General features: G+C 32.6%; 19 protein-coding genes and 1 pseudogene. 5 read left to right on the plus strand and 15 right to left on the minus strand.

Annotation, left to right across the window (positions count from 1 at the left end):
* Positions 1–73: 73 nt before the first annotated feature.
* Complete coding sequence (priA, locus tag AB671_RS01020) at positions 74–2,521, minus strand: primosomal protein N' (RefSeq protein ID WP_066679530.1); 2,448 nt, start codon at positions 2,519–2,521, stop codon at positions 74–76.
* 96 nt (positions 2,522–2,617) lie between these two features.
* Between priA and AB671_RS01025 the strand changes: the two genes are divergently transcribed.
* A complete protein-coding gene (locus AB671_RS01025; RefSeq protein WP_066679529.1) occupies positions 2,618–3,091 on the plus strand; it encodes a hypothetical protein in 474 nt (157 codons plus the stop codon).
* Here the strand turns inward: AB671_RS01025 and AB671_RS01030 are convergent.
* A complete protein-coding gene (locus tag AB671_RS01030) occupies positions 3,088–3,996 on the minus strand; it encodes an AEC family transporter (protein WP_066679528.1) in 909 nt (302 codons plus the stop codon). The genes AB671_RS01025 and AB671_RS01030 overlap by 4 nt on opposite strands.
* Before the next feature lie 150 nt (positions 3,997–4,146).
* Here AB671_RS01030 and lptB point away from each other — a divergent pair.
* The 4 genes and pseudogenes from lptB to AB671_RS01050 all read left to right on the plus strand — a co-directional run.
* Positions 4,147–4,872, plus strand: a pseudogene (lptB, locus tag AB671_RS01035) (LPS export ABC transporter ATP-binding protein); the annotation flags it as partial.
* Between the two features lie 348 nt (positions 4,873–5,220).
* A complete protein-coding gene (locus AB671_RS01040) occupies positions 5,221–6,876 on the plus strand; it encodes a DKNYY domain-containing protein (protein ID WP_066679527.1) in 1,656 nt (551 codons plus the stop codon).
* A 140-nt stretch (positions 6,877–7,016) separates the two neighbouring features.
* Complete coding sequence (locus AB671_RS01045; protein ID WP_082987198.1) at positions 7,017–8,741, plus strand: ABC transporter ATP-binding protein; 1,725 nt, start codon at positions 7,017–7,019, stop codon at positions 8,739–8,741.
* Positions 8,742–8,941: 200 nt separating this feature from the next.
* Complete coding sequence (locus AB671_RS01050) at positions 8,942–9,895, plus strand: helix-turn-helix transcriptional regulator (protein ID WP_066679526.1); 954 nt, start codon at positions 8,942–8,944, stop codon at positions 9,893–9,895.
* Between the two features lie 123 nt (positions 9,896–10,018).
* Here AB671_RS01050 and AB671_RS01055 read toward each other — a convergent pair whose 3' ends face one another.
* The 13 genes from AB671_RS01055 to AB671_RS01115 form a co-directional block, all read right to left on the minus strand.
* Positions 10,019–10,510, minus strand: a complete 492-nt coding sequence (locus AB671_RS01055) for a DinB family protein (protein WP_066679525.1) — start codon at positions 10,508–10,510, stop codon at positions 10,019–10,021.
* A 222-nt stretch (positions 10,511–10,732) separates the two neighbouring features.
* Positions 10,733–13,219 carry a beta-mannosidase gene (locus AB671_RS01060; RefSeq protein ID WP_066679524.1) on the minus strand — a complete coding sequence of 829 codons (2,487 nt, stop codon included), beginning with the start codon at positions 13,217–13,219 and terminating at the stop codon, positions 10,733–10,735.
* Entirely contained in the window at positions 13,220–13,597 is a 378-nt protein-coding gene (locus tag AB671_RS01065; RefSeq protein WP_066679523.1) for a GxxExxY protein, read from the minus strand.
* Positions 13,598–13,797: 200 nt separating this feature from the next.
* A complete protein-coding gene (locus AB671_RS01070) occupies positions 13,798–14,460 on the minus strand; it encodes a copper homeostasis protein CutC (RefSeq protein ID WP_066679522.1) in 663 nt (220 codons plus the stop codon).
* Positions 14,461–14,478: 18 nt separating this feature from the next.
* Positions 14,479–15,021, minus strand: a complete 543-nt coding sequence (locus AB671_RS01075; RefSeq protein ID WP_066679521.1) for a hypothetical protein — start codon at positions 15,019–15,021, stop codon at positions 14,479–14,481.
* A 111-nt stretch (positions 15,022–15,132) separates the two neighbouring features.
* On the minus strand, positions 15,133–16,125 hold the full coding sequence (locus AB671_RS01080; protein WP_185114101.1) for an isoaspartyl peptidase/L-asparaginase family protein: 993 nt from the start codon (positions 16,123–16,125) through the stop codon (positions 15,133–15,135).
* A gap of 82 nt (positions 16,126–16,207) precedes the next feature.
* The gene (locus AB671_RS01085; RefSeq protein ID WP_066679519.1) at positions 16,208–16,690 is read right to left on the minus strand and encodes a DUF6691 family protein; all 483 of its coding nucleotides are present in this window, start codon (positions 16,688–16,690) and stop codon (positions 16,208–16,210) included.
* A 14-nt stretch (positions 16,691–16,704) separates the two neighbouring features.
* A complete protein-coding gene (locus tag AB671_RS01090; protein ID WP_066679518.1) occupies positions 16,705–17,268 on the minus strand; it encodes a YeeE/YedE family protein in 564 nt (187 codons plus the stop codon).
* A gap of 8 nt (positions 17,269–17,276) precedes the next feature.
* On the minus strand, positions 17,277–17,897 hold the full coding sequence (locus tag AB671_RS01095) for a class I SAM-dependent methyltransferase (protein WP_066679517.1): 621 nt from the start codon (positions 17,895–17,897) through the stop codon (positions 17,277–17,279).
* 52 nt (positions 17,898–17,949) lie between these two features.
* On the minus strand, positions 17,950–19,371 hold the full coding sequence (locus AB671_RS01100; protein ID WP_066679516.1) for an MBL fold metallo-hydrolase: 1,422 nt from the start codon (positions 19,369–19,371) through the stop codon (positions 17,950–17,952).
* 92 nt (positions 19,372–19,463) lie between these two features.
* On the minus strand, positions 19,464–20,258 hold the full coding sequence (locus AB671_RS01105) for a sulfite exporter TauE/SafE family protein (protein WP_066679515.1): 795 nt from the start codon (positions 20,256–20,258) through the stop codon (positions 19,464–19,466).
* A 118-nt stretch (positions 20,259–20,376) separates the two neighbouring features.
* Positions 20,377–21,000, minus strand: a complete 624-nt coding sequence (locus tag AB671_RS01110; RefSeq protein ID WP_066679514.1) for a Crp/Fnr family transcriptional regulator — start codon at positions 20,998–21,000, stop codon at positions 20,377–20,379.
* An 18-nt stretch (positions 21,001–21,018) separates the two neighbouring features.
* Positions 21,019–23,286, minus strand: coding sequence for a family 20 glycosylhydrolase (locus tag AB671_RS01115; protein WP_066679513.1), 2,268 nt, complete (start codon positions 23,284–23,286; stop codon positions 21,019–21,021).
* Positions 23,287–23,745: the final 459 nt, after the last annotated feature.

Consider the following 23,745-nt stretch of genomic DNA (forward strand, 5'->3'; position numbering starts at 1 on the left):
CAAATGTAGAAATTATTATGGTATGGTAGTTCTGTGGACTATAATAAAAGGCTATAAAATATGTTAAAGTTTGTTAAAAATCAACAAAAACATCTTTTTTAATGCTTTGATAAGCAGTGATTTCATCAAATTCTTTTAAACTTAACAAAACTAAACTTTTGAATTTCTCATAGTTTTTACCGCGTGGAAGTTTAAGCAAAACCTGAAACTGATACAAATTATTAAGTCTCGCAATTTGCGCCCTTTCAGGACCTAAAATACAGTCTTCAGGAAGATATTTTCTTAAAATTGACCCTAAAAACTGAGAAGCACGATCCACTTTTTCATCTCTTCGATGTTTAAGCTCAATCATAATTAGCTTTGTGAAAGGCGGATAATTAAATTTCTGACGTTCGGTAAGGAAATATTTATAGATCTTAGAAATATTATTCATTTTAATCAACTGAAAAACAGAATGATCCGGATTAAAGGTTTGAATTAAAACTCGGCCTTTCCCTGAAACCCTTCCCGCTCTTCCGGAAACCTGCGTGATTAGTTGATATGCTCTTTCTTCAGCTCTAAAATCCTGTACATAGAGCATAGAATCAGCTTTTGGAATTGCTACCAACTCGATATGATCAAAATCTAAACCTTTAGAAATCATCTGAGTTCCAACAACAATATCAGTTTCTCTGTCCTCGATTTTTTCGTATAATTTTTCGTAGGCAAACTTCTTTCTCATAGAGTCAACATCCATTCTGTCGACTTCATTATCAGGAAAAATTTTTGAAATTTCTTCATGAATCTGCTCTACCCCTACTCCTTTTTCATTAAGGTTTTCAGAATAGCATTTCGGGCAGGTTTTCGGCTTAGAAGCTCTCTGTCCGCAATAATGGCATTTCATTTCGTGAGCAGCTTTGTGATAAGTCATCACAACATCACAATTCGAGCAGTAATTCACATATCCGCAAGATTCACATTCCAAAACACTGGCATAACCACGTCGGTTGTGAAGAATCATCGTTTGATTTTTTTCTTCTAAAGTCTTTTTAATTTCATCAATCAGTTTTAAAGAAAAATTTCCGGAAACTTTTTTAGAATCCTGAGCTTCTTTAAAATTAATCAGTTCAAAATCAGGAAGTTTTACATTGCCGAATCTTTCATTCAGAAAAATATATTTCATCTTCTCTTTTCGGGCTAAATAATAGCTTTCAACAGAAGGTGTTGCTGAGCCTAAAATCACATTAGCTCCATAAAAATTAGCCAAAACCAAAGCCGAATCTTTTGCATTGAAAAACGGTGAAACTTCTCTCGCTTTGTACCCCGAATCGTGCTCTTCATCTACAACAATCAATCCTAAATTCTGGTAGGGTAAGAACAGTGAATTTCTTGTCGCAATAAGGACTTTAACATCATTATTTTTTATTCTTCTCCAAATTTCCACCTTTTCAAAATCGGTCAGTTTCTGATGATAAAAGCCAAGCTGTCTGCCATATTTTTTTTCTAATCGCTGAGTGATTTGCTTTGTTAAAGAAATTTCAGGAAGTAAAAACAATACATTTTTACCTTGCGAAATACATTCTTCGATTTTCTCTAAATAAATATGCGTTTTTCCTGATGAAGTTACCCCATGAAGCAACACATTTCTCCCTTCTTCAAACGCTTCATCCACTTCATTTTTTGCAGCTTTCTGTACTTCCGTTAGTTCCTCAACCTCTTCAATTTCGCCTTCATAGCTTTCAATTCGATCTTTCTGCATGTAATATTCTTCAACCAAATTTTTATCTGCCAAAGATTTAAAATGCGAACTTGCAAAATAACCATCTTCAAACAATTCTGATTTTTTAATATGCAAATCAGGATTTTCAGTCTGTTTTTCTAAAATATGCAGAAAAAGATCTTTCTGTTTCTGAGCTCTTTTTAAACTTAAAAGAATTTCAGTAAGATTCTGGTTTTCTAAAACCTCATCTTTGATTTTAACGTAGGCAACTTCCTTGGCCTTATATTTTTCAGCAATCTTTTCGTCGATCTCAATATATTGTAAATCGATCAGCGAGTTGATGGTTTTAATAATGTCTTTTTTCGGAATAAATGCTTCAATATCCGTTAAATTGATCAGCTGACGAACTTCCAATGCCTGAATAAGGTACATTTCATTGACGTCTAAATTTTCAAACTCAACGGTAATATTGGGTTTTAATTTTAAATAGGTTTCACTTTCCAGTTTTAAAGAAGACGGAAAAGCAAACCTGTAAATTTCTCCCAAATTGCAGAGATAATAATCTGAAAGCCATTTCCAAAATTTAATCTGTTGTGATGGCAGAATCGGCTGTTCATCTAAAATACTGATGACTTCCTTTGCCACAAACTGAGTAGGCTCTTCGTCATGAAATTCAAAAACAATTCCGGTATAGATTTTTTTCCCACCAAAAGGAACCAAAACTCTCATTCCGAGTTGAATTGTTGATTGTATTTCTTCGGGTACTTTGTACGTAAAAGTTCCTTTCAGATTAAGCGGTAAAATAATTTGAGCGTATTGCAAGGGAATAATTAAAGTGTAAAATTAGATTTTTATTCAGAGAAGTGCAATTTTTTATACTTTTATAGTCCAATCAGATTCAATTAAACTAAAACTATCATGAAAAAATTCTTATCTCTATTCATTTTATTATTTATAATCACGATAAATGCACAAGAAAGAGTTTTAATAAAGAAATCAGAAATAACCATTCCTATTGGTAAAAAAATTATTTTAAAACCTGAATTTAAAAAAAATAAAATTATAAACTTCGAGCTGGTTTCCGAAGAAAACATTACTGAGAAAAAAGATATGTTTGATATGCTCAAAAATTTCAAAAGAGATGAGACTAAGGATAATAGTATTGAGTTTACCTTTTCTGAATCTGAAATGATGGGAAATTCTATTTTCACCCTTTTAAATATTCAAAAAACAGGTAAGACGATGAATTTCAAAGCAAAAATTAAACTAAAAGGCACAACCATTTATCAATCAACCTCTATTATGCCAAGCTCAAGTAATGCCGCTTCTGTAGAGCAGTGGAGAGACAATATAGATTCTATTTTTTTGTATGATTTTGAATTAATAAATTAGAAAATCAATTCAATAATCTGATACCAAATTGCCGAAGTAATAAATCCAACAAGGATACTGAATCCGATAATCAAATTCGTCAGCTTTGTATTAAGTTTAAATTGTTCGGCAATAATACTTGCCGTAACTACAGTCGGCATTGCAGCTTCAAAGACAGAAATTTTCGCAACATTACCTTTAATTCCGAGTAATAAAGCTAAACCTAAAATCATTATCGGAGCTAAAATTAATTTATAAAACATAGAAGCTGAAATCTGTGGCAACAATTTTTTCCAACCATTAAATTTCAACTGCAATCCAACAGAAAACAAAACTAGCGGACTTACAGTCGCAGCCAATTTATCAAAAAGTGGCTCTGCAAAAGTAAAATCGATGAATTGAGATAAAATCAATGCGGCAATACAACCGATCAACGGCGGAAAAGTAACCAATCTTTTCAGAATAAAAATGGCACTCACTTTTCCGGATTTGCTTCCACCTTTTACCGCAGCGATAATTCCTAATGTGGAAAGTGCAAAAAACATCGTCTGGTCACAGATTATCGCAATACTTAAAAGACTTTCACCATAGAAAGCAGAGATTAAAGGAAATCCAATGAATGAAGTGTTGCTGTAACCACTTGCTAATTCCAACGTACTTCTTGATCTTCTGGAATATCCTTTTTGTCTGCTGTAAAACATCATAAAAAAGAAACATCCAATCGCAATTACAAAAGTTGAAAGTATTGGAAAAAGCATTTCTGCAGACCATTGAACCTTTGGTAAATATTTAAAAGAAACTGCAGGAAGTGCTAAATAAAGAATCCAAGTATTGATGCCTTTGTGTGCGTCGGGATGAATAGATTTTGTTTGTTTGAAAATCATTCCTGCCAAAATACAGACCGCGATTAAAACAAAATTTACCATACTTTTTTAAACTTTACTTCTTTTACTTTTGTCTTCATACAAAAGTAACAAAAAATCAAGACTGGAAACTTCTGTTAAACTCTGCTAAAATTAAAATGCAGTTATTCATAAAATAAATTTCTAATTCAAAAAAACTTTATCTTTGCGACTATGATTTTACGAGGAGAAAACTTAATCAAAGAATACGGTCCCAAAAAAGTTGTAAAAGGCGTTTCTGTACAGGTTCAACAGGGGGAGATTGTAGGTTTATTGGGTCCGAATGGAGCCGGAAAAACCACTTCATTTTACATGATCGTAGGTTTGGTAAAGCCTACTTCAGGAAAAATTTTCCTCGACAAACAGGAAATTACCTCAGACGCGATGTATCGCCGTGCTCAAAAAGGTATAGGTTATCTTGCGCAGGAAGCATCAATTTTCAGAAAACTTTCTGTAGAAGATAATATTCTTGGCGTTTTGCAGCTTACTAAACTTTCAAAAAGAGAACAGCAAATAAAATGCGATGAACTGATTGAGGAGTTTTCTCTACAACACGTTCGTAAAAACAGAGGAGATCTTCTTTCCGGAGGGGAAAGACGTAGAACTGAGATTGCAAGATGTTTGGCGACAGACCCGAGTTTTATTCTTTTGGATGAGCCTTTTGCGGGAGTTGACCCGATTGCCGTGGAAGATATTCAGAAAATTGTAAGAAGTTTGACTGACAAAAACATCGGAATTTTGATTACCGATCACAACGTACAGCAGACTTTGGCAATTACCAACAAAACATATATTATGTTTGAAGGAAAGATTCTGAAAGAAGGTCTTCCTGAAGATTTGGCAAACGATCCGCAAGTAAGAGAAGCTTATTTAGGAGAAAACTTCGTTTACCAAAGTATTTTCGACAAACCAAGTAAGAAAAGTTACGCTTACAATATCTGGGCAGGAAATTTTGATTCTAAATCTCAGATGCAAGCTTTCGTCAATGAAAACTTTGCTCAGTTTGATGACCTTCGATTGATGCATGGTTTTGAAGACATCAGTTTTGCATCTTTGGGAAATTCAGAAATTGAACATATTTTCAATGATATAGTTGATAAAAACGCTAACAATTCTTTTGTTTTCCAGAAAAAAGAGATCAATTCAAATTATTCTTTGGAACAGGCGGAAGCGGATTCTAAAGCAGCAAGTCAATCTGAATTGCATTACTTGACAACCTATGTTTTTGAGGGGTAAAACTTAAAAGGAATGAAAAAATATTTATTTTCTATATTTTTATTTCTTTCAATAACCTGTTATGCGCAAAAAATAGATTATGTAAAAAAACCAGAGTTAGATTCTTCTTTGGTGATAGGAGATCGTCTTAATTTTCACACACCTCTATATCTTGTAGATGATGATAAAATCATATACCAAAAAGACAGAAGAACTATAAAACTAATTGCAAGTGGTGGAAAATCACTTGTAAAACCAGAAAATGGCCAGGCTGATTTTTTTGCTTTAAATAAAGATGGAGTTTTTATTGATGGAAATTTCGTAAAAACAGACACCCTTGGTTTTGAAAACCTAGGAAGAACTCTGGATGGTGGTTTTTTCTGGAAAACCCATAAAGCGGTCTATAAAAATCTTACAGTAATTAATAATCTTGATGCATCTGAATTCCAACGCATCAGAAATCCCAAAGGATTTTCTTACATAACATTCTTCAAAGACAAATATTACATTTATTACTACGATAAAATAATCAAAGGTATTGATCCTGACAGTGCTGTTTTTACAGATTCAGATTTATGCTATGATAAAAATTCCATTTATATAAAAGGAGAGAGACAGTTTTTTAATAGTGAACCGTTGCAATACGTTAACAATTACTTTTCAAAAACAAAAGATCACATTATTTCTCAAAATAAAATTGATTCCCGAATAGATAAAGATTCGTTTATCTCATTGTCTAACTTTTATTCGAGAGATAAAGATCATGTTTATTCAGAATATGAAACAATGCCAATTCATGCAGCAGATTTTGTCAATCTAAAAACATGGAAAGGTACCAACTCAGCTTATATTACAGACGGGAAAAGATTGTTCTTCAAAAACATTGATATTACTGAAAATAATCTGGATATTTCCAGCTTTGGAACAATTGAAAATTCTGATTTCTGTTATGATAAAAACGGAGTCTATTCGTGGCGGTTCGATCATAAAATCAATAAATTGGTTTTTTATAAATTTCCTTTTAAATATTCTGATCCCGTAAGCAGTAAAAACATCATGATAAGTGAGAAGAACAACATGTATGTTTTTTACAAAAATCAGGCATACAACTTATCTGACGGGCTTTTCGAAAATTTGACTGCAGAACAAATAGAAAATGCGAAAACTCAAAGACAGCATCTTATCAATATCAACGGTTCTGTTAAGCTCAAAACTTTCTATAATTATTCCTTATCTAAAGTAGACGATAAAATTTATTGGGAGAATAAAGAAACTTTTGCTGATGCAAAAACCTTTGAAAGAGTTAAAGATGCTCCTGAATATTACAAAGACAAAAATTATGTTTATCATTTTTCAAGTAAAAGCGGACTGAACGCAATCAAAGGGATTGATGCTAATTCTGCAGTTGGCTATTATTCTTTTCAAGGCTTTGATCTTTTTCTGTCTGATAAAGATTACATCTACTTTAAAAATTATAGGATTTTAAGAAATAAAAATTTAAAACTGCTTTCAGTATTTGAAGGTTCCTGGCCGCAATGCGGTGTCGACAATTCTGGTTCCTCAACTTATTATCTGTTTAAAAATTCTGAAGGTTATTGGCTTGCATTAGTTTCCAAAACCGTTAAAATTAAAAAAATATCGGGAAAAGATCCTTTTCTGAAAAAATATCTCGGAATTAAAGTGGAATAATAATCGTAAATTGTTTATCTCATATATGACAAACGTATTATTTTAGTTAAATAATTTCCATGGCAAAACCTTTTAACAGAACAGTGACTTTATTTGGAATTTATAAACAACTCATTCCATTTATAAAACCTTACCGACCGATGATCTACGGAACCTTGTTCCTTACTTTTCTCGGCGCTTTGGCAGCTCAGGTGAATCCTTTAGTTTTAAAATATACCGTGGATGAAGTGACAAAACTGACGCGTCTTCCACATCCTATGAGTGAAGGAGTTCATATTCTGATTATTATTTCGATCATTTTATTGGGAAAAGAATTGTTGAATATTTTCATCAATTTCGGGCAGAAATTTTATGGTGAAAAAATCAGAATTAATGTAAGTTCGGTTTTAGCTCAATCAGCCATCGACAAGATCCTTACGTATAGAGTTGCTTATTTTAATGATGAAAATCACGAATCCGGAAAACTTCAAATCAGGATCGATCGTGGAATTGAAAGCCTTACAAGACTCGTTCAGAATTTCTTTATTGATATGCTTCCTTTATTTTCAAATGCATTTATCGCCTTGATCATTATGTATTTGCAAAACGTTTATGTAGGATTAGTTTCAACGATCATTGTTCCTATTTATTTTTATATCAGTTCGTTACAGGCGAAAAAATTGGGCGGAGTAAGACGAACTTTAAGGAATCAGCGTGAACAGAAAACTTCAGGACTTTTAAATTTGATCAATTCGATTATGGTGATCAAAAGTTTTGTCCGCGAAAAATTTGAAGGCAAAAAACAGTACGATCTTCAGATGCAATTGATGGACAGTCAAATGTTTACCCGAAAAACCAATTTTATTTACGATGGTTTAAAAACTTTTATCGAGCAGTTTGGGGTTGTTTTAATTATTCTTCTGACGGTTTATTTGGTTTTAGATCAACAAATGACAATTGGTGCGATCATGCTTCACATCATGCTTTTCAATAATGTTTCTTCGCCCATCAGACAGCTTCACAGAATTTATGATGATATGAATGATGCGATGATTTATGCCGAAGGTTATTTTGATATTTTAAATGCAGACAATGAAGTCGAACCGAACGGAACTTTTGTGGAAAATAAGATCACAGGAAACTTTGAATTAAGAAATGTTAATTTCACCTATCCCAACGGAACAAAAGCACTCAACGATGTTTCAATGACTATTGAAAATGGAAAAACTACCGCATTAGTCGGATTAAGTGGAGCCGGAAAATCAACCATCATCAATCTTCTCTGCAAGTTTTATCTTCCTGATTCGGGAGAAATTATTTTAGATAAAGTTGATTTAACGAATTATAACAATACTTTTTTACGGGATGATCTGGGATTGGTTTTGCAGAAGAACCATATTTTTCAAGGAAGTATTGAAGACAACATTCGTTACGGAAATATGAATGCAAGTTTTGAAAAAATTGAAGAAGCGGCTAAAAAAGCCTATCTCCATGAGCAGATTTTAGATCTTCCGGAAAAATATAAACACGATGCAACTCAGCTTTCTGGCGGACAACAGCAAAGAATCGCGATTGCCAGATTATTTTTAAAAAATCCACCGATTATTTTTCTTGACGAGCCGACTGCAAGTTTAGATGCAATTGCCACCGAACAGATTAAAAATTCTTTGGATGCCATTAAAGCAGGAAGAACCGTTGTGATTATTTCACACTCCCTTTCACAGATTTTAGATTCAGATAAAATTTATGTTATGAAAAAAGGTCATGTCGTAGAAAGTGGAACTCACGATGAATTGGTACAAATGAACGGAACTTACAGAGAAATTTTTGATGCTTCTGCAAGAAGTTTGAATTTAGATAAATTGGTGAATACGTTTAAGAATTAAATAATACGAAAGAGTTTAAACGCAAAGATTTAATAAATCACATTACTATTTAAGGAGCAAAGATGGCGACAAGTCGCTGAATAAGCTTGAAAATATTTTCACGCTTAAAATCAATTTATTGATTACTCTTAGCTCCTTAAAATATTACACAATAAAATAAAATCTTTGCGTTAAAAAAAATCAACATTAAATTTGTATCAATGAACGATCATTACCTAAAAAAGCTTGACCGAGTAACCGCAATTCTCACGCAACTGCAATCAAAACCGATTGTAAGAGCACAGGATTTGGCAAAAAAATTTGATGTCAGTATAAGAACGATTTATCGTGACGTAAAAACTTTAGAAAACGCCGGAATTCCCATTATTGGGGAAGCAGGAAATGGCTATTCTCTGATGGATGGTTATAAACTTCCACCGGTTATGTTTACTAAACAGGAGGTTTTAAGTTTCATTACTGCTGAAAAGTTAATGCAGAAGTTTTCACATGAAAGTTTGGGAAACCATTATCAAACAGCGATGGAAAAGCTGCGTTCTGTTTTAAAACATTCAGATAAAAATTTAATTCAGAATATTGAAAATCAGATCGATATTTACAATTACAATCCAAAAACGGAGGATACAATAAAAAATATTATCCCAACAATTCTGGAAAGTATTGCCGAAAAACATCAGATCTTGATAGGATATAAAACCGTTGATGATAAAATTTCCACAAGAACCATAGAAGTGGTAGGTGTTTTCTTCGAGTTTCATTATTGGTATATCATTGCTTACTGCACGTTGAGAAATGATTACAGGCAGTTTAGAATAGACCGTATTTTAAGCATTGTAAAAACTCAAAATCCTTATTTGCAGGAATACGGTCAAATTAATGATTACAGAAAAACTCCGAACGGAAATAAAACCATCGTCAAACTTTTAGTTGACAAAAAAATTACAGGGCATCTGAATAATTCAAAAATTTATTACGGACTAATCGAAGAGAAAGAAACCGAAAAAGGAGTTGAGATGACGTTTGAAACAGAGTGGATCAAAGAAGGATTTCCACGTTGGCTGATCACATTTTTTGATTACGCTGAAATTATTGAGCCTGAGTCTTTAAAAATGACAATGAAAGAATTGATTCAAAAACTTTCGAAAAATTTTGATTGAAAAATAGTTTAATTTGTATCATTAAAATGAAAATCTCCCGCAGATTTCACAGATGTTCACAGATGTTACTGCTTAATTTGCAAAATTTACGAGAGGAGTTTTAAATAAGAGCATCAATGATGCTTAGAATCTTTCCCAAAAGAAAGGCGGCTCAATACCTAAAGCTCTTAAATAAGTATACCCTTGACCACGGTGATGCACTTCATTATCAATAAAATATAGAATATTTTGGTAAACCGGAAATTCATACTCACCAAATAAATTAAACGTTTCCTGAAATCTTTCTTCAGAAATCTGATTGAAATATTGGTTAATCACTTCTGTTTCAGAATCCCATTTTGCAAGAATCTCTTCTTTTGTTTTTGGTTTAAATGCTTCTTCAGAAAATTTTTCTTCCTGATGATCTACAATTCCTTTCAAACCTGGACCTGCAATGCTGATTAATTCTACTGCCAGCTTTGCGAAAGGTCTCATTCCGCCAATTGAAAATTCAAATAATTCTTTTTCAGGAAATGCATCAATCACCCTTCTTGTAAGGTTTCTGTGACCTTGCCAATGTTCTAGCATTTGTGCTGAAGAAATAAACTGTTGGGTTGCAATTGCTGTAGTTGTCATAATTTTTTATTTTAAGTTGTTAATCTTAAGACAAAGGTAATCGCAGTTTATGACAACAGTTTGTCAGTAGGATTTTCGATGTTTAAAAAAAGTTTTAAACTTTCAAAATAAATAAATATTTTTCACGTTAGCTTGATATCCGATACACAAATGTTTTAACTGTAAATATGTAGAGGTAGATAAATTTGAATTAGGCCGGTTTTTTTAAATCGGTCTTTTTGTTTACTCATTCATTGTATCCCACAAAGTCATTACCTCAACGCTTTTTAATGGTTTTGAAAGGGTAATTTTTTTGGAAGTTTTTGGAAGCAAATCGAAAAAATTATCACTAAAATGAGTATCGCCCATCAAATAAACATCTTTCGCAAACACATCAGTTGAAATTTCGATTTCTGTTGCAGAGATTTTTTTGATTTTGATATTGGGTTTTGTAAGCTTTAAATCTTTTGGTTTTGAAAAGAAGTGATTGCTTTGGGCAATAACTTTTTTGGTTTTATCCTTTAAGATTAATTTTAAAAAGACTTCATTTTTATTGTAATATTTAATTAAGTTTTTAATTTCTATATGATTAAACTTCACAATTCCATCGAGTATTTTTCCATCCTGAACAGTAGTTAAATCATTTAAAATTTTTCCATTAAAATCAACAACCTGGATTTCTACTTTTACATCTTCAAACTTTTTTAATTCATCGTTAATCCCATAAAAATCCAGAAACTCCTCTTTTTCTTCGGTTAAAATTACCTGATTTTCAAAGCTTCTTTTAACCTGATAATGCAAAGCTTTCCAGTTTCCTAAATAATCAATCGATGACCAGGAAATTACAGGCCAACAATCGTTTAATTGCCAATACAAAGTTCCCATATTGTAAGGTTTTGCACGACGATGCGCTTCAATGGCAATCTGCATTCCGCGAGCCTGAAGCAGCTGAGAAATGTAATTATATTTCACAAAATCTTTCGGAACTGCATAATCACGTTCCATGTATTTCTGAATAATTTCAAATCCTCTTGCATTTTTTTCGTGCGCTTTAATCGTTGGATTTTCTAAACTGAAATCAGGATTTCCTGAAAACATTGATTTAACAGTTTCCAAACTCGGCATTCCCTGAAAACCATATTCTGAAGCAAATCTTGGAACTTTTTCGTTATAAATTTCAAACGGAAACTCACCCCACCAAACGCCCCAATAATGAGAGTCACCTTCGGTTAAGCTTTCTTTGTGCCCCCAACCAATGGAAGGTGAACTTTCCCAATAAATTGATTTATCTTTTGTTGCAAACTCATTAATCGCATTCGGGATTACTTCATGAAAAACCTTTTTGTAATCTTTCCAAACCTGCAATGAATCTTCTTTTGAATATTTGAATTGCTTCTGATATCCCCAATTGACAATGGCTTCATCAATTTCGTTATTTCCGCACCACAAAGCAATCGACGGATGATTTTGAAGTCGATTGACCTGATCCTTAACTTCCTCTTTGACGTTATTTAAAAAATCTTCATCTGACGGATAAAAACTTCCGGCAAACATAAAATCCTGCCAAACAAGAATACCGTTTTCGTCGCAGGCTTTGTAAAATTCGTCATCTTCATAAATTCCACCACCCCAAACACGAATCATATTCATATTCGCATCTTTACAGTCTTTGATGAGTTTTTTATATTTTTCTTTGGTAATTCTCTGTGTAAAACTGTCAGATGGAATCCAGTTCGTTCCCTTTGCGTACATCGGGTTTGCATTAACTTTAAAATAGAAAGATTTTCCTTTTTCGTCCTTTTCCTGAATTAATTCTACAGTTCTTAGTCCAATTCTTTCTTCTTTACTATCAATAGTCTCTGAATTTTTCTTTAATGAAAATTTAAGCGCATAAATTATCGCTTTTCCCCATCCGTTCGGTTGCCATAGATGTGGGTTTTCAATTTTAAACGGAACTGATATTTTGTTCAAGCCCTTTCTTAAGGCAATATCATGATTTTCTTTATCAGTTGCAAAAACATATTTCCCTTCTTTTTCTGCATAAATTTCTGCGTAAATATTTAAATCAGCTCTCTGTTTTGTTAAAGCTTTCTGTTCTATTTTTATATTTTCAATTTTTGCCTGATTCCAGAAATTCAATTTTACGTCCTTCCAAATTCCTGCGGTAACCAATCTTGGTCCCCAATCCCAACCAAACTGATACTGCGCTTTTCTCACAAAACTTCGCGGTGATTCCGGCATTGTAAACGGAACTTTTTTCGCAAATTCTTTTCCAATATTTACTGAAGATTTAAATTTTACTTGTAAAATATTATTTCCAACTTTCAAATCATTTTTTACCGGAATTTTCCACGTTCTGAACATGTTATCGGTTTTCTTTAGCAGTTTTCCATTTAAATAAATTTCAGAAAACGTATCTAATCCATGAAAAACCAATTCTGTATTCTGATTCTCTAATTCTTTAGCTGAAATTTTAAAAACCGTCTGATAATCCCAATCTTCATTTTCAACCCACTGTACTTTTTTCTCGTTTTCGTCTTTGTAAGGGTCGGGAATAAGTTTATTATTCATCAAATCCAAATGAACCGTCCCCGGCACGGAAGCCGTGAGCCATTTATTTTCTTTGGAGTTTTTGAACTGCCATTTTTCAGAAGATAAATTTCGTTCTGAAAATTGTGCGTTGACTAATATTTGAATGAGAAGTAAAGCAAGAAGTATTGTTTTGTTCATCTACAGTTTATTTACAATTCTATGGATCCCGTCTTTGATAAGCGGCGTATTAAAATTAATGAGAAGACCTAGTTTTATATTAGTCAGTTTTAAATAAGTTGTAATTTGTGAATAAAAAACAGGATGTAATTCTAGCACAGATTTAATCTCAATAATTACCTTATCATTAATAATCAAATCAACCTTATATGCATTTTCAATGTTCATTTCTTTATAAGCAACCGAGAGATAAATTTGTTGTTTAATTTCTAATCCTATTTTCTCCAACTCATAAACTAAAGCTTGTTCATAAGCACTTTCCATTAATCCTGCCCCAAGATTTCTATGAACCTCTAAAGCTGCACCTATAATTTTATATGATAATTCATTTTCTGTCATTTGTTGTGTTTTATTTTTTTAACGCAAAGTTTAATACAATAAATGCATACACTATAAGTGGGCAAAGAGTAATCAATAAATTGATTTGATTAAGCATACGTGTCTCCAAGCTTAATCAGCGACTTTGTCGCAACCTTTGCTCGCTTAGATAATACGATTCTAAAAAATCTTTGCGTTAATGTTTTTTTATACTCTAATTATTAGATATTAAACTTCAGTTTTTTAATCTCTTCCGCATTAGCAAAGGTTTCATAAGGCAAAACTGCTGAAGAATGAAAATATTGACCATGAGTTACATTTTTCAATTCTGAAATATTATGGGAACGAACACCGCCACCAATTAAGATTTTGATGTCATCAGAATAATCTTCAACCAGTTTTTTTAAATTTTCTTTTCCTTCCATTGAAGAATTTTCTCCTCCGGAAGTAAGAATTTCTTTAAAACCTAGTTGAATCAATTTTTCAGTCGATTCAAAAATATTTTTGGTTCGGTCTATTGCTCTGTGAAAAACACAAGGTTTTCCGTTAGCCAAATCAATCAGTATTTTATTTTTTTCGATGTCTATTTCCTGATTTTCATCTAAGATTCCGAAAACAAAACCATCTGCTTTGGCTTTAGAAAATTCAATAATGCTTTTCTGCATTTGCCTGAATTCTGAATCGGTATATAAAAAACCTCCTCCTACAGGGCGAATCATTACGTGAATAGGTTTAGAATATTTATCTTTTAAATATCTCAATTCTTCAAGGTCGGGAGTAATTCCTCCTGAATTGATGTCTGCACAAAATTCAATTCTGTCGGCAACAGAATTTAAAGCAATTTCGGCAGAAGTGATATCGAATGTTGCGATTTCTAAGAACATATATTTTATTCTAATTTTTTAATTAACTTTTTCTAAAACATTTCCAATAAAGAATTTGTTCTTGATTTTAGCGACCTTAATAATGCGTTTAAAAATCTCTTTAGATTCTATATCTTGCAACTCTACATAAAAACTGTAATCATTTTCAAGACTTGCATTTAAATCGCATTTTTTCACTTCAATCTTCGTCCAATCTTGTGCTGAAATAAGAAAACCTGTATTTAAAGCAACATTTTCGGTATTGAACTTATTCTTCCATTTTTTCTGGAATTCTTTCAATGTAAGACTTCCATCAACATCCAAATCAACATTTGTTGCATCTATTTTGAAATTATAATAATCTTTGGTCGTTATATTCTGCATGATATTTTCCTGATTAGAAATATCTGCATTAAAATAACTTTCTATACTTTTTACTAACCAGGCTTTTGCTTCAGCAGCATCTTTGGAATTATTTTCTACTACAGATTCTTTAGGGAGATTATTAATTTTAATTTCTTCCTTTTTAGTCTCACTGCAACTTATTATTAAAAGTAAACTAATAATAAATATATTTTTCATATTTCGTTTTTAAGTTTTGGCTAAAGCCAAATGGATAATCTATTATACTTAAAACGGGTTAAAACCCGTTTTTATTGATTGATAAACGCTTTAGGTTTAAGATTTAACTTTTTATTTTAAAGCAAACTGCGGTTTTTCAAGACGGTTTCCTTTTTGGTCGTAAACCGCAAAATTAAATCCGTCTTGAATGCAATAAGAACCATATTCCCCTTTTTTGTTGATCGCAATAAAACCAACTTGAATATCTTTCAGGTTTTTATTTCTTTTTTTTGTGATGGTTAAAATTCTTTCGACCGCTTCTTTACATGCCTGTTGCGGATTTCTACCTTGTCTCATCAATTCTACTACGAGATGAGTTCCTACTGTTCTGATAACTTCTTCACCATGACCTGTTGCAGTTGCCGCACCCACTTCGTTATCAACAAATAAACCAGCACCAATAATTGGGGAATCTCCTACTCTGCCGTGCATTTTAAACGCCATTCCGCTTGTTGTACAGGCTCCCGAAAGATTTCCTTGAGCATCGAGTGCAATCATTCCAATCGTATCGTGATTTTCAATGTTGACAATAGGTTGATATTTGCTGTCTTTCAGCCATTCTTTCCATTCTTTTTCGGATTCAGCTGTGAGAATATTTTCTTTTTTAAAACCTTGAGAAACGGCAAACTGTAGTGCTCCATCACCTACCAACATGACGTGTGGTGTTTTTTCCATTACGGCTCTTGCAACAGAAATTGGATTTTTGATATTTTCAAGACAAGCAACCGAACCGATGTTGTAATTTTCATCCATAATACACGCATCGAGCGTAACTCTTCCGTCTCTGTCGGGTCGACCGCCGTAACCAACACTTCTTTCGTTGGGATCATTTTCTACCAAACGTACCCCTTTTTCAACTGCATCCAAAGCTCTTCCGCCTTTTCCAAGGATCGTCCATGCTTCTTCGTTGGCTTTTAAACCAAAATTCCATGTGGAAAGTACAATCGGTTTATTAATTATTTTGTTGTTCTCTGATGAGTCTTTAGCAATCAAATCCAATGGATTTAACAATAATGCTGAAGAAATAAGCGCTGATCTTTTAAGGAATTTCCTTCTGCTGTCCATGATAAGGTTTAAGATTTTCCTAAATTACTAAAATTTTGCATCAGTAAAAAAATCATTACAAAAAAGAGTGTGCAGAATACAATTAATGGGGTAACTTCTCTTTGAAATATCCGTAAATCCAAGTTCCAAAGATGGCGCTCAACAAAGTGATCATTACTACTAAAGCTCCAGTTCCTATTTGTGCGAATAAAGGACCGGGACATGCTCCGGTAATTGCCCAACCAAATCCGAAAATCAACCCGCCATAGATTTGACCTTTGTTGAATTTTTTGGGAGCTATGCTAATAGGTTCTCCATGAATGGTTTTTATATTAAATCTTTTAATCAACCATATAGAAATCATTCCTGTAAGAATAGCAGTTCCGATGACGCCATACATATGAAATGATTGTAAACGAAACATTTCCTGGATTCTGAACCAGCTTATGATTTCGGCTTTTACAAAAACAATTCCAAATAAAATACCTACTACAAGATATTTAAGATTGTAATACCATGGATGCTTAGGATTACTTTCGTTAACACAAATAGTATCTTGATGACGTATGTCTTTTTCTTTTGTCATTTTTAAAATAAAATTTAAAGTGAAAGAATGATTGGCAAAATTACATTTGCCATTAAAAAACCTCCTGCCATAAAGCAAATTGTTGCTACCAAAGAAGGCCATTGAAGATTAGAAATTCCCATTATTGAATGTCCGCTTGTACAGCCTCCTGCATATCGGGTTCCAAAACCTACCAAAAATCCGCCGACAACAATTAGGAGAAAACCTTTTAGCGTTAATAAGCTTTTAAAATTCATCAGTTGTGTCGGTACAAGATTACTGTAATCTGTAATTCCGTAGGTTGCTAATTCTGCTTTAAGTTTTGGATTTACCAAAATATCTCCCAGATTTATCATAAAATATGAAGCAATCATTCCTCCAAATAAAATTCCTAAAACAAAGAATAAATTCCACGATTCTTTTTTCCAGTCGTACTTAAAAAAGTCTACGTTTGCAGGAATACACGCTGCACAAATATGTCTTAAAGACGAACTGATTCCGAATGATTTATTTCCCAAAATCAACAGCATCGGAACAGTAAGACCAATAAGCGGGCCTGCAATGTACCAAGGCCAGGGTTCTTTTATAATTTCTAACATTTTTTTATTTATTTCTTTTTAAACTGACAAAAAATAAAATTCTGAACAGTATTAAATGGGGTAATATGATTTTCTGTGAAAGACTTCACAAGCTCAAAGTCTTGTGAGAATATGTTTTTCAGACGCTCTTCATTATATTGTAAAATCGGCAAACCACTGCATTTTTGCGGACCATCTACAGAAAATGTTCCTATAATCAGCGTATCGGAAACCGCATTTCTTACAATCTCAACATATTTTTTAATTTCGTCTTGTGTTGTCAGAAAATGAAAAGCAGCTCTATCGTGCCAAATATCATATTCTGTGCTGGTTTTAAATTCTGTGATGTCTGTTACAATCCAGTCTACATTTTCAGCCTGAACTTCTAATCTGGTCTTTGCTTTTTCTAATGCTTTTGCAGAAATATCTAAAACGGAAATATTTTCAAATCCTTTTTCAAGTAAAAAATCTACCAAATTACTATCGCCGCCACCAATATCTATAATTTTTGAAGATTTGCCTTTTGATACTTCTTCAATAAGATCTAAAGAGGTTTGGGGAATTTTTTGTGTCCAACTTACTTCATTCGGATTCTTGGTTTCATATACATTTTGCCAATGATCTTTATAATTTTGCTTTTCAGAATTCATTATTATTTCGCATTATTTTTATGATTAATATATCTTTCAGCTAAGTCATATTTCAGCCAATATAAGGAAAAACCTTAGTTTGACACACAAAATTACTTTTAGAAACTTCAGTATTTGCTATGGCAGAAAAACCACCTTCAATTTCTGTAAAATTCCTGTATCCTCTTGCTTGCAGAATACTTGCCGCCATCGTACTTCGATAACCACCTGCACAATGAAGATAGAAATGTTTTTCTGAATCTAATTCAGTAATCCAGTCATTGATATACGCTAAAGGCATATTGTAGGCATCATTCACATGCTCTGACAGATATTCACTTTCTTTTCTTACATCAATAATTTTAACCTCTTTATTTTTGATTTCGCTCTCAAATTGTTTTGCAGAAATTTGATGAACAGTGTCTATTTCTTTGTTATTTTCCTTCCAGGCTTCAAAACCACCGTCGAGAAAACCTAAAATAGTATCAAACCCAACTCTGCTCAATCTTGTTAGCGCTTCTTCCTGTTTATTTTCATCAATAACTAATAAAATGGGTTGTTTTACATCGCCAATTAAAGCTCCGACCCAAGGTGCAAAATCACCATTTAAACCAATATTTATGGATTGGGGAACGAAACCTTTTGCAAATTCATCATTATTTCTTACATCAAGAACCAAGGCTCCAAAAAGCTCTGCAGTTTTTTCAAATTCTTCGGGCGAAAGAGCATTTAAACCATTAAACATGACCTCATCAAAACTTTTGTAGCCGTGTTTATTCATCATCACATTCATCCCAAAATATACGGGAGGCGGAAGAAGTCCGTCTGTAACAGCTTTTATAAAATCCTCTTTACTATTTTGATTTAACGCATAATTTATGTTTTTCTGATTTCCCAGTGTGTCTACGGTTTCTTTCTGCATATTTTTTCCGCATGCCGAACCTGCACCATGAGCCGGATAAACCATAATATCATTATCTAAAGGAAGTATTTTTTTGTATAAACTTTCATACAGAAGTCCTGCTAATTCTTCCTGAGTCATATTTTCAGCTTTCTGAGCCAAATCAGGACGGCCAACATCTCCTAAAAACAAGGTATCACCACTAAATAAAGCTTTTTCTTTTCCGTTTTCATCAATTAATAAAAAACAAGAACTTTCCATTGTATGTCCCGGAGTGTGAAGAATTTTAATCTTTATTTTTCCCACTTCAAAAATCTGATTGTCTTGGGCTATAATAGCATCAAATTCGGGGTTTGCAGTAGGACCGTAAACAATCGGAGCATTTGTTTTTTTACTCAAATCAATGTGACCACTCACAAAATCTGCATGAAAATGGGTTTCAAAAATGTATTTCAGCTTAACATTATCTTTTTCCAGTCTTTCAAGGTACGGTTTGGTTTCTCTTAAAGGGTCTATAATTACCGCTTCACCATCAGAAACAATATAATAAGCACCTTGAGCGAGACATCCGGTATATATTTGTTCTATTTTCATCTTTTAATTATTTATTTTTTCAAATCATTTTACTTACTGCAAATTTGTTTAAACTATTTTCTACTCACAGTTACTTTTGTTACACAAGAGATTCATATCACTATTTCTTTTAGAATAATGTAAACTCCCATTATCAGTATGAACCATCCAAATATGGGTTTCAATTTTTCACCATTGATTTTTTTTGATAACTGTGTTCCTATAGTGATCCCTATTATTGCTATGAATGAAAGACTCAATAAAAAGTTCCAATCGATTTTTACATGATTCACTGAAGAAAAAAATCCAATCAAAGAATTAAAAGAAATAATGACCAAAGAAGTTCCAATAGCAACTTTCATCGGTATTTTCAGAAAATTAACCAATGCAGGAATAATCATAAAACCACCTCCGGCTCCGACCAGGCCAGTTAAAAATCCTACAACTAAACCTTCTCCTGCAGCTAAAGAAGTGTTGTTTTTGTGTAAAGATCTAGTTTTAATTTCCGTCACTTTATTTTTTCGAATCATTTTGTACGAGGCAACAATCATTAAGCCTGCAAAAATGAGAAGCAAAAAAATATTTTTTGTCATCACAAAGTTTCCAATTCTAAAAATAGAATCAGGAATAAATGGTAACAAAAAATTACGGGTGAGAAAAATAGAAATGACTGATGGAATACCAAAAATTAAAACGGTTTTCACATTTACCAAACCATTTTTAAAGTAAGAAACAGAGCCTATCAAACTGCTAGTTCCGACTATAAAAAGCGAATATTCTGTTGCTAAGAAGGCATCAATCCCAAAAATATACACCAAAACCGGAACAGTAAAAATACTTCCGCCACCGCCAATTAAACCTAAAGAAACACCTATTAGAACAGATGCGATATAACCAAAAATTTCCATTTCTCAACTTTATAATGCAAAGTTGAGAATATAAAGAAACCTGCACAGTTACTTTTGTTACATAAGAAAAACCCCAATGAGGTTTATTTTTTAGAATTTATATACAAATTGAAAGAATCTATAAAAGAGTAATTTTATTTCTTCCTAATTTCAATTTACCGGTATCTTCCAGTTGTTTTAAAAGCCTTGAGACGACAACTCTTGCCGTTCCAAGCTCATTGGCAAGCTGCTCATGAGTAGTGATAATGGTTTTAGATTGAGAAATCTCAGTTTTTTTGATGAGAAGATTCAATAATCTTTCGTCTACTTTTTTAAAGGCAATAGCATTGATAATATCCAATAATTCTTCAAAACGCTTGTGGTATAATCTAAAAATATAATCAAGCCACTCAGGGTATTCTTTGATGAAAAGCGAAACTTTATCTACGGGCAAAAACAAAATTTCGGTATCTTCCTCCACTTCAGCTTTCACAATACTTTTTTCATTATGCATTCCACCAAGAAAAGACATGATGCAACTTTCACCCGCTTGAATATAGTAAAGCAGAATTTCGCGACCGTCTTCTTCAGTTCTAATCACTTTAATCATCCCCTTCATTACAATCGGAATCGCACGAATAGACGAGTTTTCATCTAAAATAATATCTCCTTCTTTATAAGTTTTCTTATTACCGTTGAGATATAATTTTTCAACTAATTCCGGTGATGAAGTGAATTCTGATGAAAGAACTGAATTTTCCATGATTAAAAAAAATAATTACTAATTTACACCAATTTCGTCAACAAAAAGCCACGCTTTTGAATCTGCTCCAGGATTTCCGGCAGGAATTATTCCTGCATTTTCGATTTGAATTTTAATGAATTTTGAATTCTGATTTCCTACTTTCAGATTGACTTTTCCTTTGGTTTTAAGAATTTCATCTTTACCAATTTCTTTAATGGTTTTAAAGTTTTTTCCGTCATCAGAAACAGAAATTTCGGCAGATTTTGCCAAATGAATCCAGCTTCCTTTGTTATCTAAAGTATTAAAATAAACTTCTGTAAAATCCGTTTTTTGACCGAAATCAATAGTTGCTACAACGTCTTCTCCCTGAAAACCAAGCCACGTTTTACCCAATTGTTTCACATTTCCAACAATTCCGTCAACTAATGTAAAAGCTCCGCCAAAAGAATAATTTTCGCTTGGTTGGTGTTCTAAAGTAATTGCTTTTCCGGTTGTTTTGGAAGGCGTAAAATCCTGAGAAGACACCGCACTTTTCAATACTCCATTTTCAAAGTAAGCAGATTTTACCGTCATTGCTTTAGAAACAGGAATCGGATTTTGATAAGTTGCAGAACTTGATTTAGGTTCACTTCCGTCTATTGTATATCTAATTCCATTTGGATTTTGTGAAGTTGAAAGTTCGTATGAAGCTCCATTTTTACTAGGAATTACTTTTCCGCCAATATTATAAATACTTTTCGCATAGTTGATGTTCATTTTATCTAAAATTTTAAAATGCTCCACTACTCTGTTTTCAAATTGTTTATAATTTTTTGGATTTGAACTTCCCCAACCGACTTCAGAAAGCGCAAACAATCTCGGAAAAATCATATACTGAACCTGTTTAAAATCCAAAATATATTCCGTCCATAAATTAGCCTGAACTCCCAAAATATATTTCGATTGCTCTACATTTAATTCAGAAGGGATCGGGTTGTAAGAATACACTTTTTCCAAAGGTGTAAAACCTCCAAAAGCATTTGGCTCGGTTTGTGGGTCACCCTGATAATGGTCAAAATAACAATAAGAACCCGGTGTCATTACCGCAAAATGATTGCTTTTTGCGGCTTCAACTCCGCCTTTAATGCCAGTCCAACTCATTACCGCTGCATTTGGTGCTAAACCTCCTTCCAAAATTTCGTCCCAACCGATAATTTTTCGTCCTTTAGAATTAACATATTTTTCAATTCTTTGGATGAAATAGCTTTGTAAACCGTGTTCATCTTTCAGATTATTTTTCTTGATCAATTCCTGACAATGCGCACATTCTTTCCATCTTGTTTTAGGACATTCGTCACCACCGATGTGAATATATTGCGAAGGGAAAAGTGTCATTACTTCATCTAAAACATTTTCTAAAAACGTAAAAGTTTCGTCTTTCGGGCAGAAAACATCATCAAAAACACCCCATTTTGTAGCCGATTCAAAAGGACCTTTTGTACACGCCAATTCAGGATAAGCCGAAAGTGCAGCCAAAGCGTGACCCGGCATTTCTATTTCGGGAACTACTGTGATGTATCTTTCTGTAGCATATTTTACTACTTCTTTAATTTGTTCTTGTGTATAAAAATACGGGCCGTAAGGTTTTCCATCAAAAGTATCGTCAACATATGCTCCAATCATCGATTCTTTACGTTTTGAACCGATTTTTGTGAGCTTTGGGTATTTTTTAATTTCAATTCTCCAACCCTGGTCATCCGTTAAATGCCAATGAAAAGTATTCAGTTTATACATCGCTAAATAATCAATGTACTGCTTTACTTCTTCAACGGTGAAGAAATGACGGCAAACATCAAGGTGCATTCCGCGCCATGCGAATTTTGGAGAATCTTGGATTTGAAGATTGGGAAGTTGTTTTATTTCTGAAAACTGATTAATTAATTGAATTAATGTTTGAAAACCATAAAATTTCCCATTATTAGTTGAATATTTTATTAAAATTTCGTTGTCTTTAATTTCCAAAAAATATCCATCGTTATTAATTTCCGAAGAATTTACTTTTTCTATGGTAACAAAAGTAAATTTAGGAACCCCATGATTCGTAACTAAAAAACGAGTTGAAGCAGTTTTAAGAAAAGTATTAAAAATCTTAACTTCTAAATGAAGAGAATCATTTTTCGTTTCTCTTACTATAATCTGATTGGGAATATTACTTTTTCCTTGATTAAAAATTACTTTTTGAGGATAAGGAATTAAATTTAATTGATTTTGCGAAAAGAACAGTCCCGAAAATAGGATAGAAAATAGAAGTAAAAAACGTTTCATTTCTGATTTTGATTTGAGTTTAGCGAATATAATTATTTTCTAAGGATTTTTCTGGTGGTTATTGATAAATATAATGTGTCGCTCCTCTGGAGCTCAAATTTGTGTGCTTGGATTCTGCTACAAAGGTTAAGCTCCCCTGGAGCTTTCTAAACTAAATAGATAATTCTTTACACAAATTTTTTAAAATTATTTTCTAACGAGAATTTTAATTAAAAATATCGTTTTCTAAGGGTTTACTTAAATTTTAATAAGTAATTTTTCATAGCATTTTCTTAATTAAATAAACTTTGTTTATTCTTATTTTTTTAAAACATTAAGAGCTTGTTTAAAATTTATTCAATATTTTTATTATAACCTTTTCCTTAATTTTATAAATCAAAATAAACTTTGTTTATTCTTATTTTAACATTAAGAATTTCAGTTAATTAATCTAAATTCAAACAAGAAACCAATGAATTG

Origin of the sequence: Chryseobacterium sp. BGARF1 (genome assembly GCF_001677955.1) — a bacterium.
In the GTDB taxonomy this organism is placed as follows: domain Bacteria; phylum Bacteroidota; class Bacteroidia; order Flavobacteriales; family Weeksellaceae; genus Chryseobacterium.

Bases quoted from the DNA above. Each gene is read 5' to 3' on its own strand.
- AB671_RS01025 (WP_066679529.1), top strand. From the start codon at position 2,618: ATGAAAAAATTCTTATCTCTATTCATTTTATTATTTATAATCACGATA.
- AB671_RS01030 (WP_066679528.1), bottom strand. From the start codon at position 3,996: ATGGTAAATTTTGTTTTAATCGCGGTCTGTATTTTGGCAGGAATGATT.
- AB671_RS01040 (WP_066679527.1), top strand. From the start codon at position 5,221: ATGAAAAAATATTTATTTTCTATATTTTTATTTCTTTCAATAACCTGT.
- AB671_RS01045 (WP_082987198.1), top strand. From the start codon at position 7,017: ATGATCTACGGAACCTTGTTCCTTACTTTTCTCGGCGCTTTGGCAGCT.
- AB671_RS01050 (WP_066679526.1), top strand. From the start codon at position 8,942: ATGAACGATCATTACCTAAAAAAGCTTGACCGAGTAACCGCAATTCTC.
- AB671_RS01055 (WP_066679525.1), bottom strand. From the start codon at position 10,510: ATGACAACTACAGCAATTGCAACCCAACAGTTTATTTCTTCAGCACAA.
- AB671_RS01060 (WP_066679524.1), bottom strand. From the start codon at position 13,219: ATGAACAAAACAATACTTCTTGCTTTACTTCTCATTCAAATATTAGTC.
- AB671_RS01065 (WP_066679523.1), bottom strand. From the start codon at position 13,597: ATGACAGAAAATGAATTATCATATAAAATTATAGGTGCAGCTTTAGAG.
- AB671_RS01070 (WP_066679522.1), bottom strand. From the start codon at position 14,460: ATGTTCTTAGAAATCGCAACATTCGATATCACTTCTGCCGAAATTGCT.
- AB671_RS01075 (WP_066679521.1), bottom strand. From the start codon at position 15,021: ATGAAAAATATATTTATTATTAGTTTACTTTTAATAATAAGTTGCAGT.
- AB671_RS01080 (WP_185114101.1), bottom strand. From the start codon at position 16,125: ATGGACAGCAGAAGGAAATTCCTTAAAAGATCAGCGCTTATTTCTTCA.
- AB671_RS01085 (WP_066679519.1), bottom strand. From the start codon at position 16,690: ATGACAAAAGAAAAAGACATACGTCATCAAGATACTATTTGTGTTAAC.
- AB671_RS01090 (WP_066679518.1), bottom strand. From the start codon at position 17,268: ATGTTAGAAATTATAAAAGAACCCTGGCCTTGGTACATTGCAGGCCCG.
- AB671_RS01095 (WP_066679517.1), bottom strand. From the start codon at position 17,897: ATGAATTCTGAAAAGCAAAATTATAAAGATCATTGGCAAAATGTATAT.
- AB671_RS01100 (WP_066679516.1), bottom strand. From the start codon at position 19,371: ATGAAAATAGAACAAATATATACCGGATGTCTCGCTCAAGGTGCTTAT.
- AB671_RS01105 (WP_066679515.1), bottom strand. From the start codon at position 20,258: ATGGAAATTTTTGGTTATATCGCATCTGTTCTAATAGGTGTTTCTTTA.
- AB671_RS01110 (WP_066679514.1), bottom strand. From the start codon at position 21,000: ATGGAAAATTCAGTTCTTTCATCAGAATTCACTTCATCACCGGAATTA.
- AB671_RS01115 (WP_066679513.1), bottom strand. From the start codon at position 23,286: ATGAAACGTTTTTTACTTCTATTTTCTATCCTATTTTCGGGACTGTTC.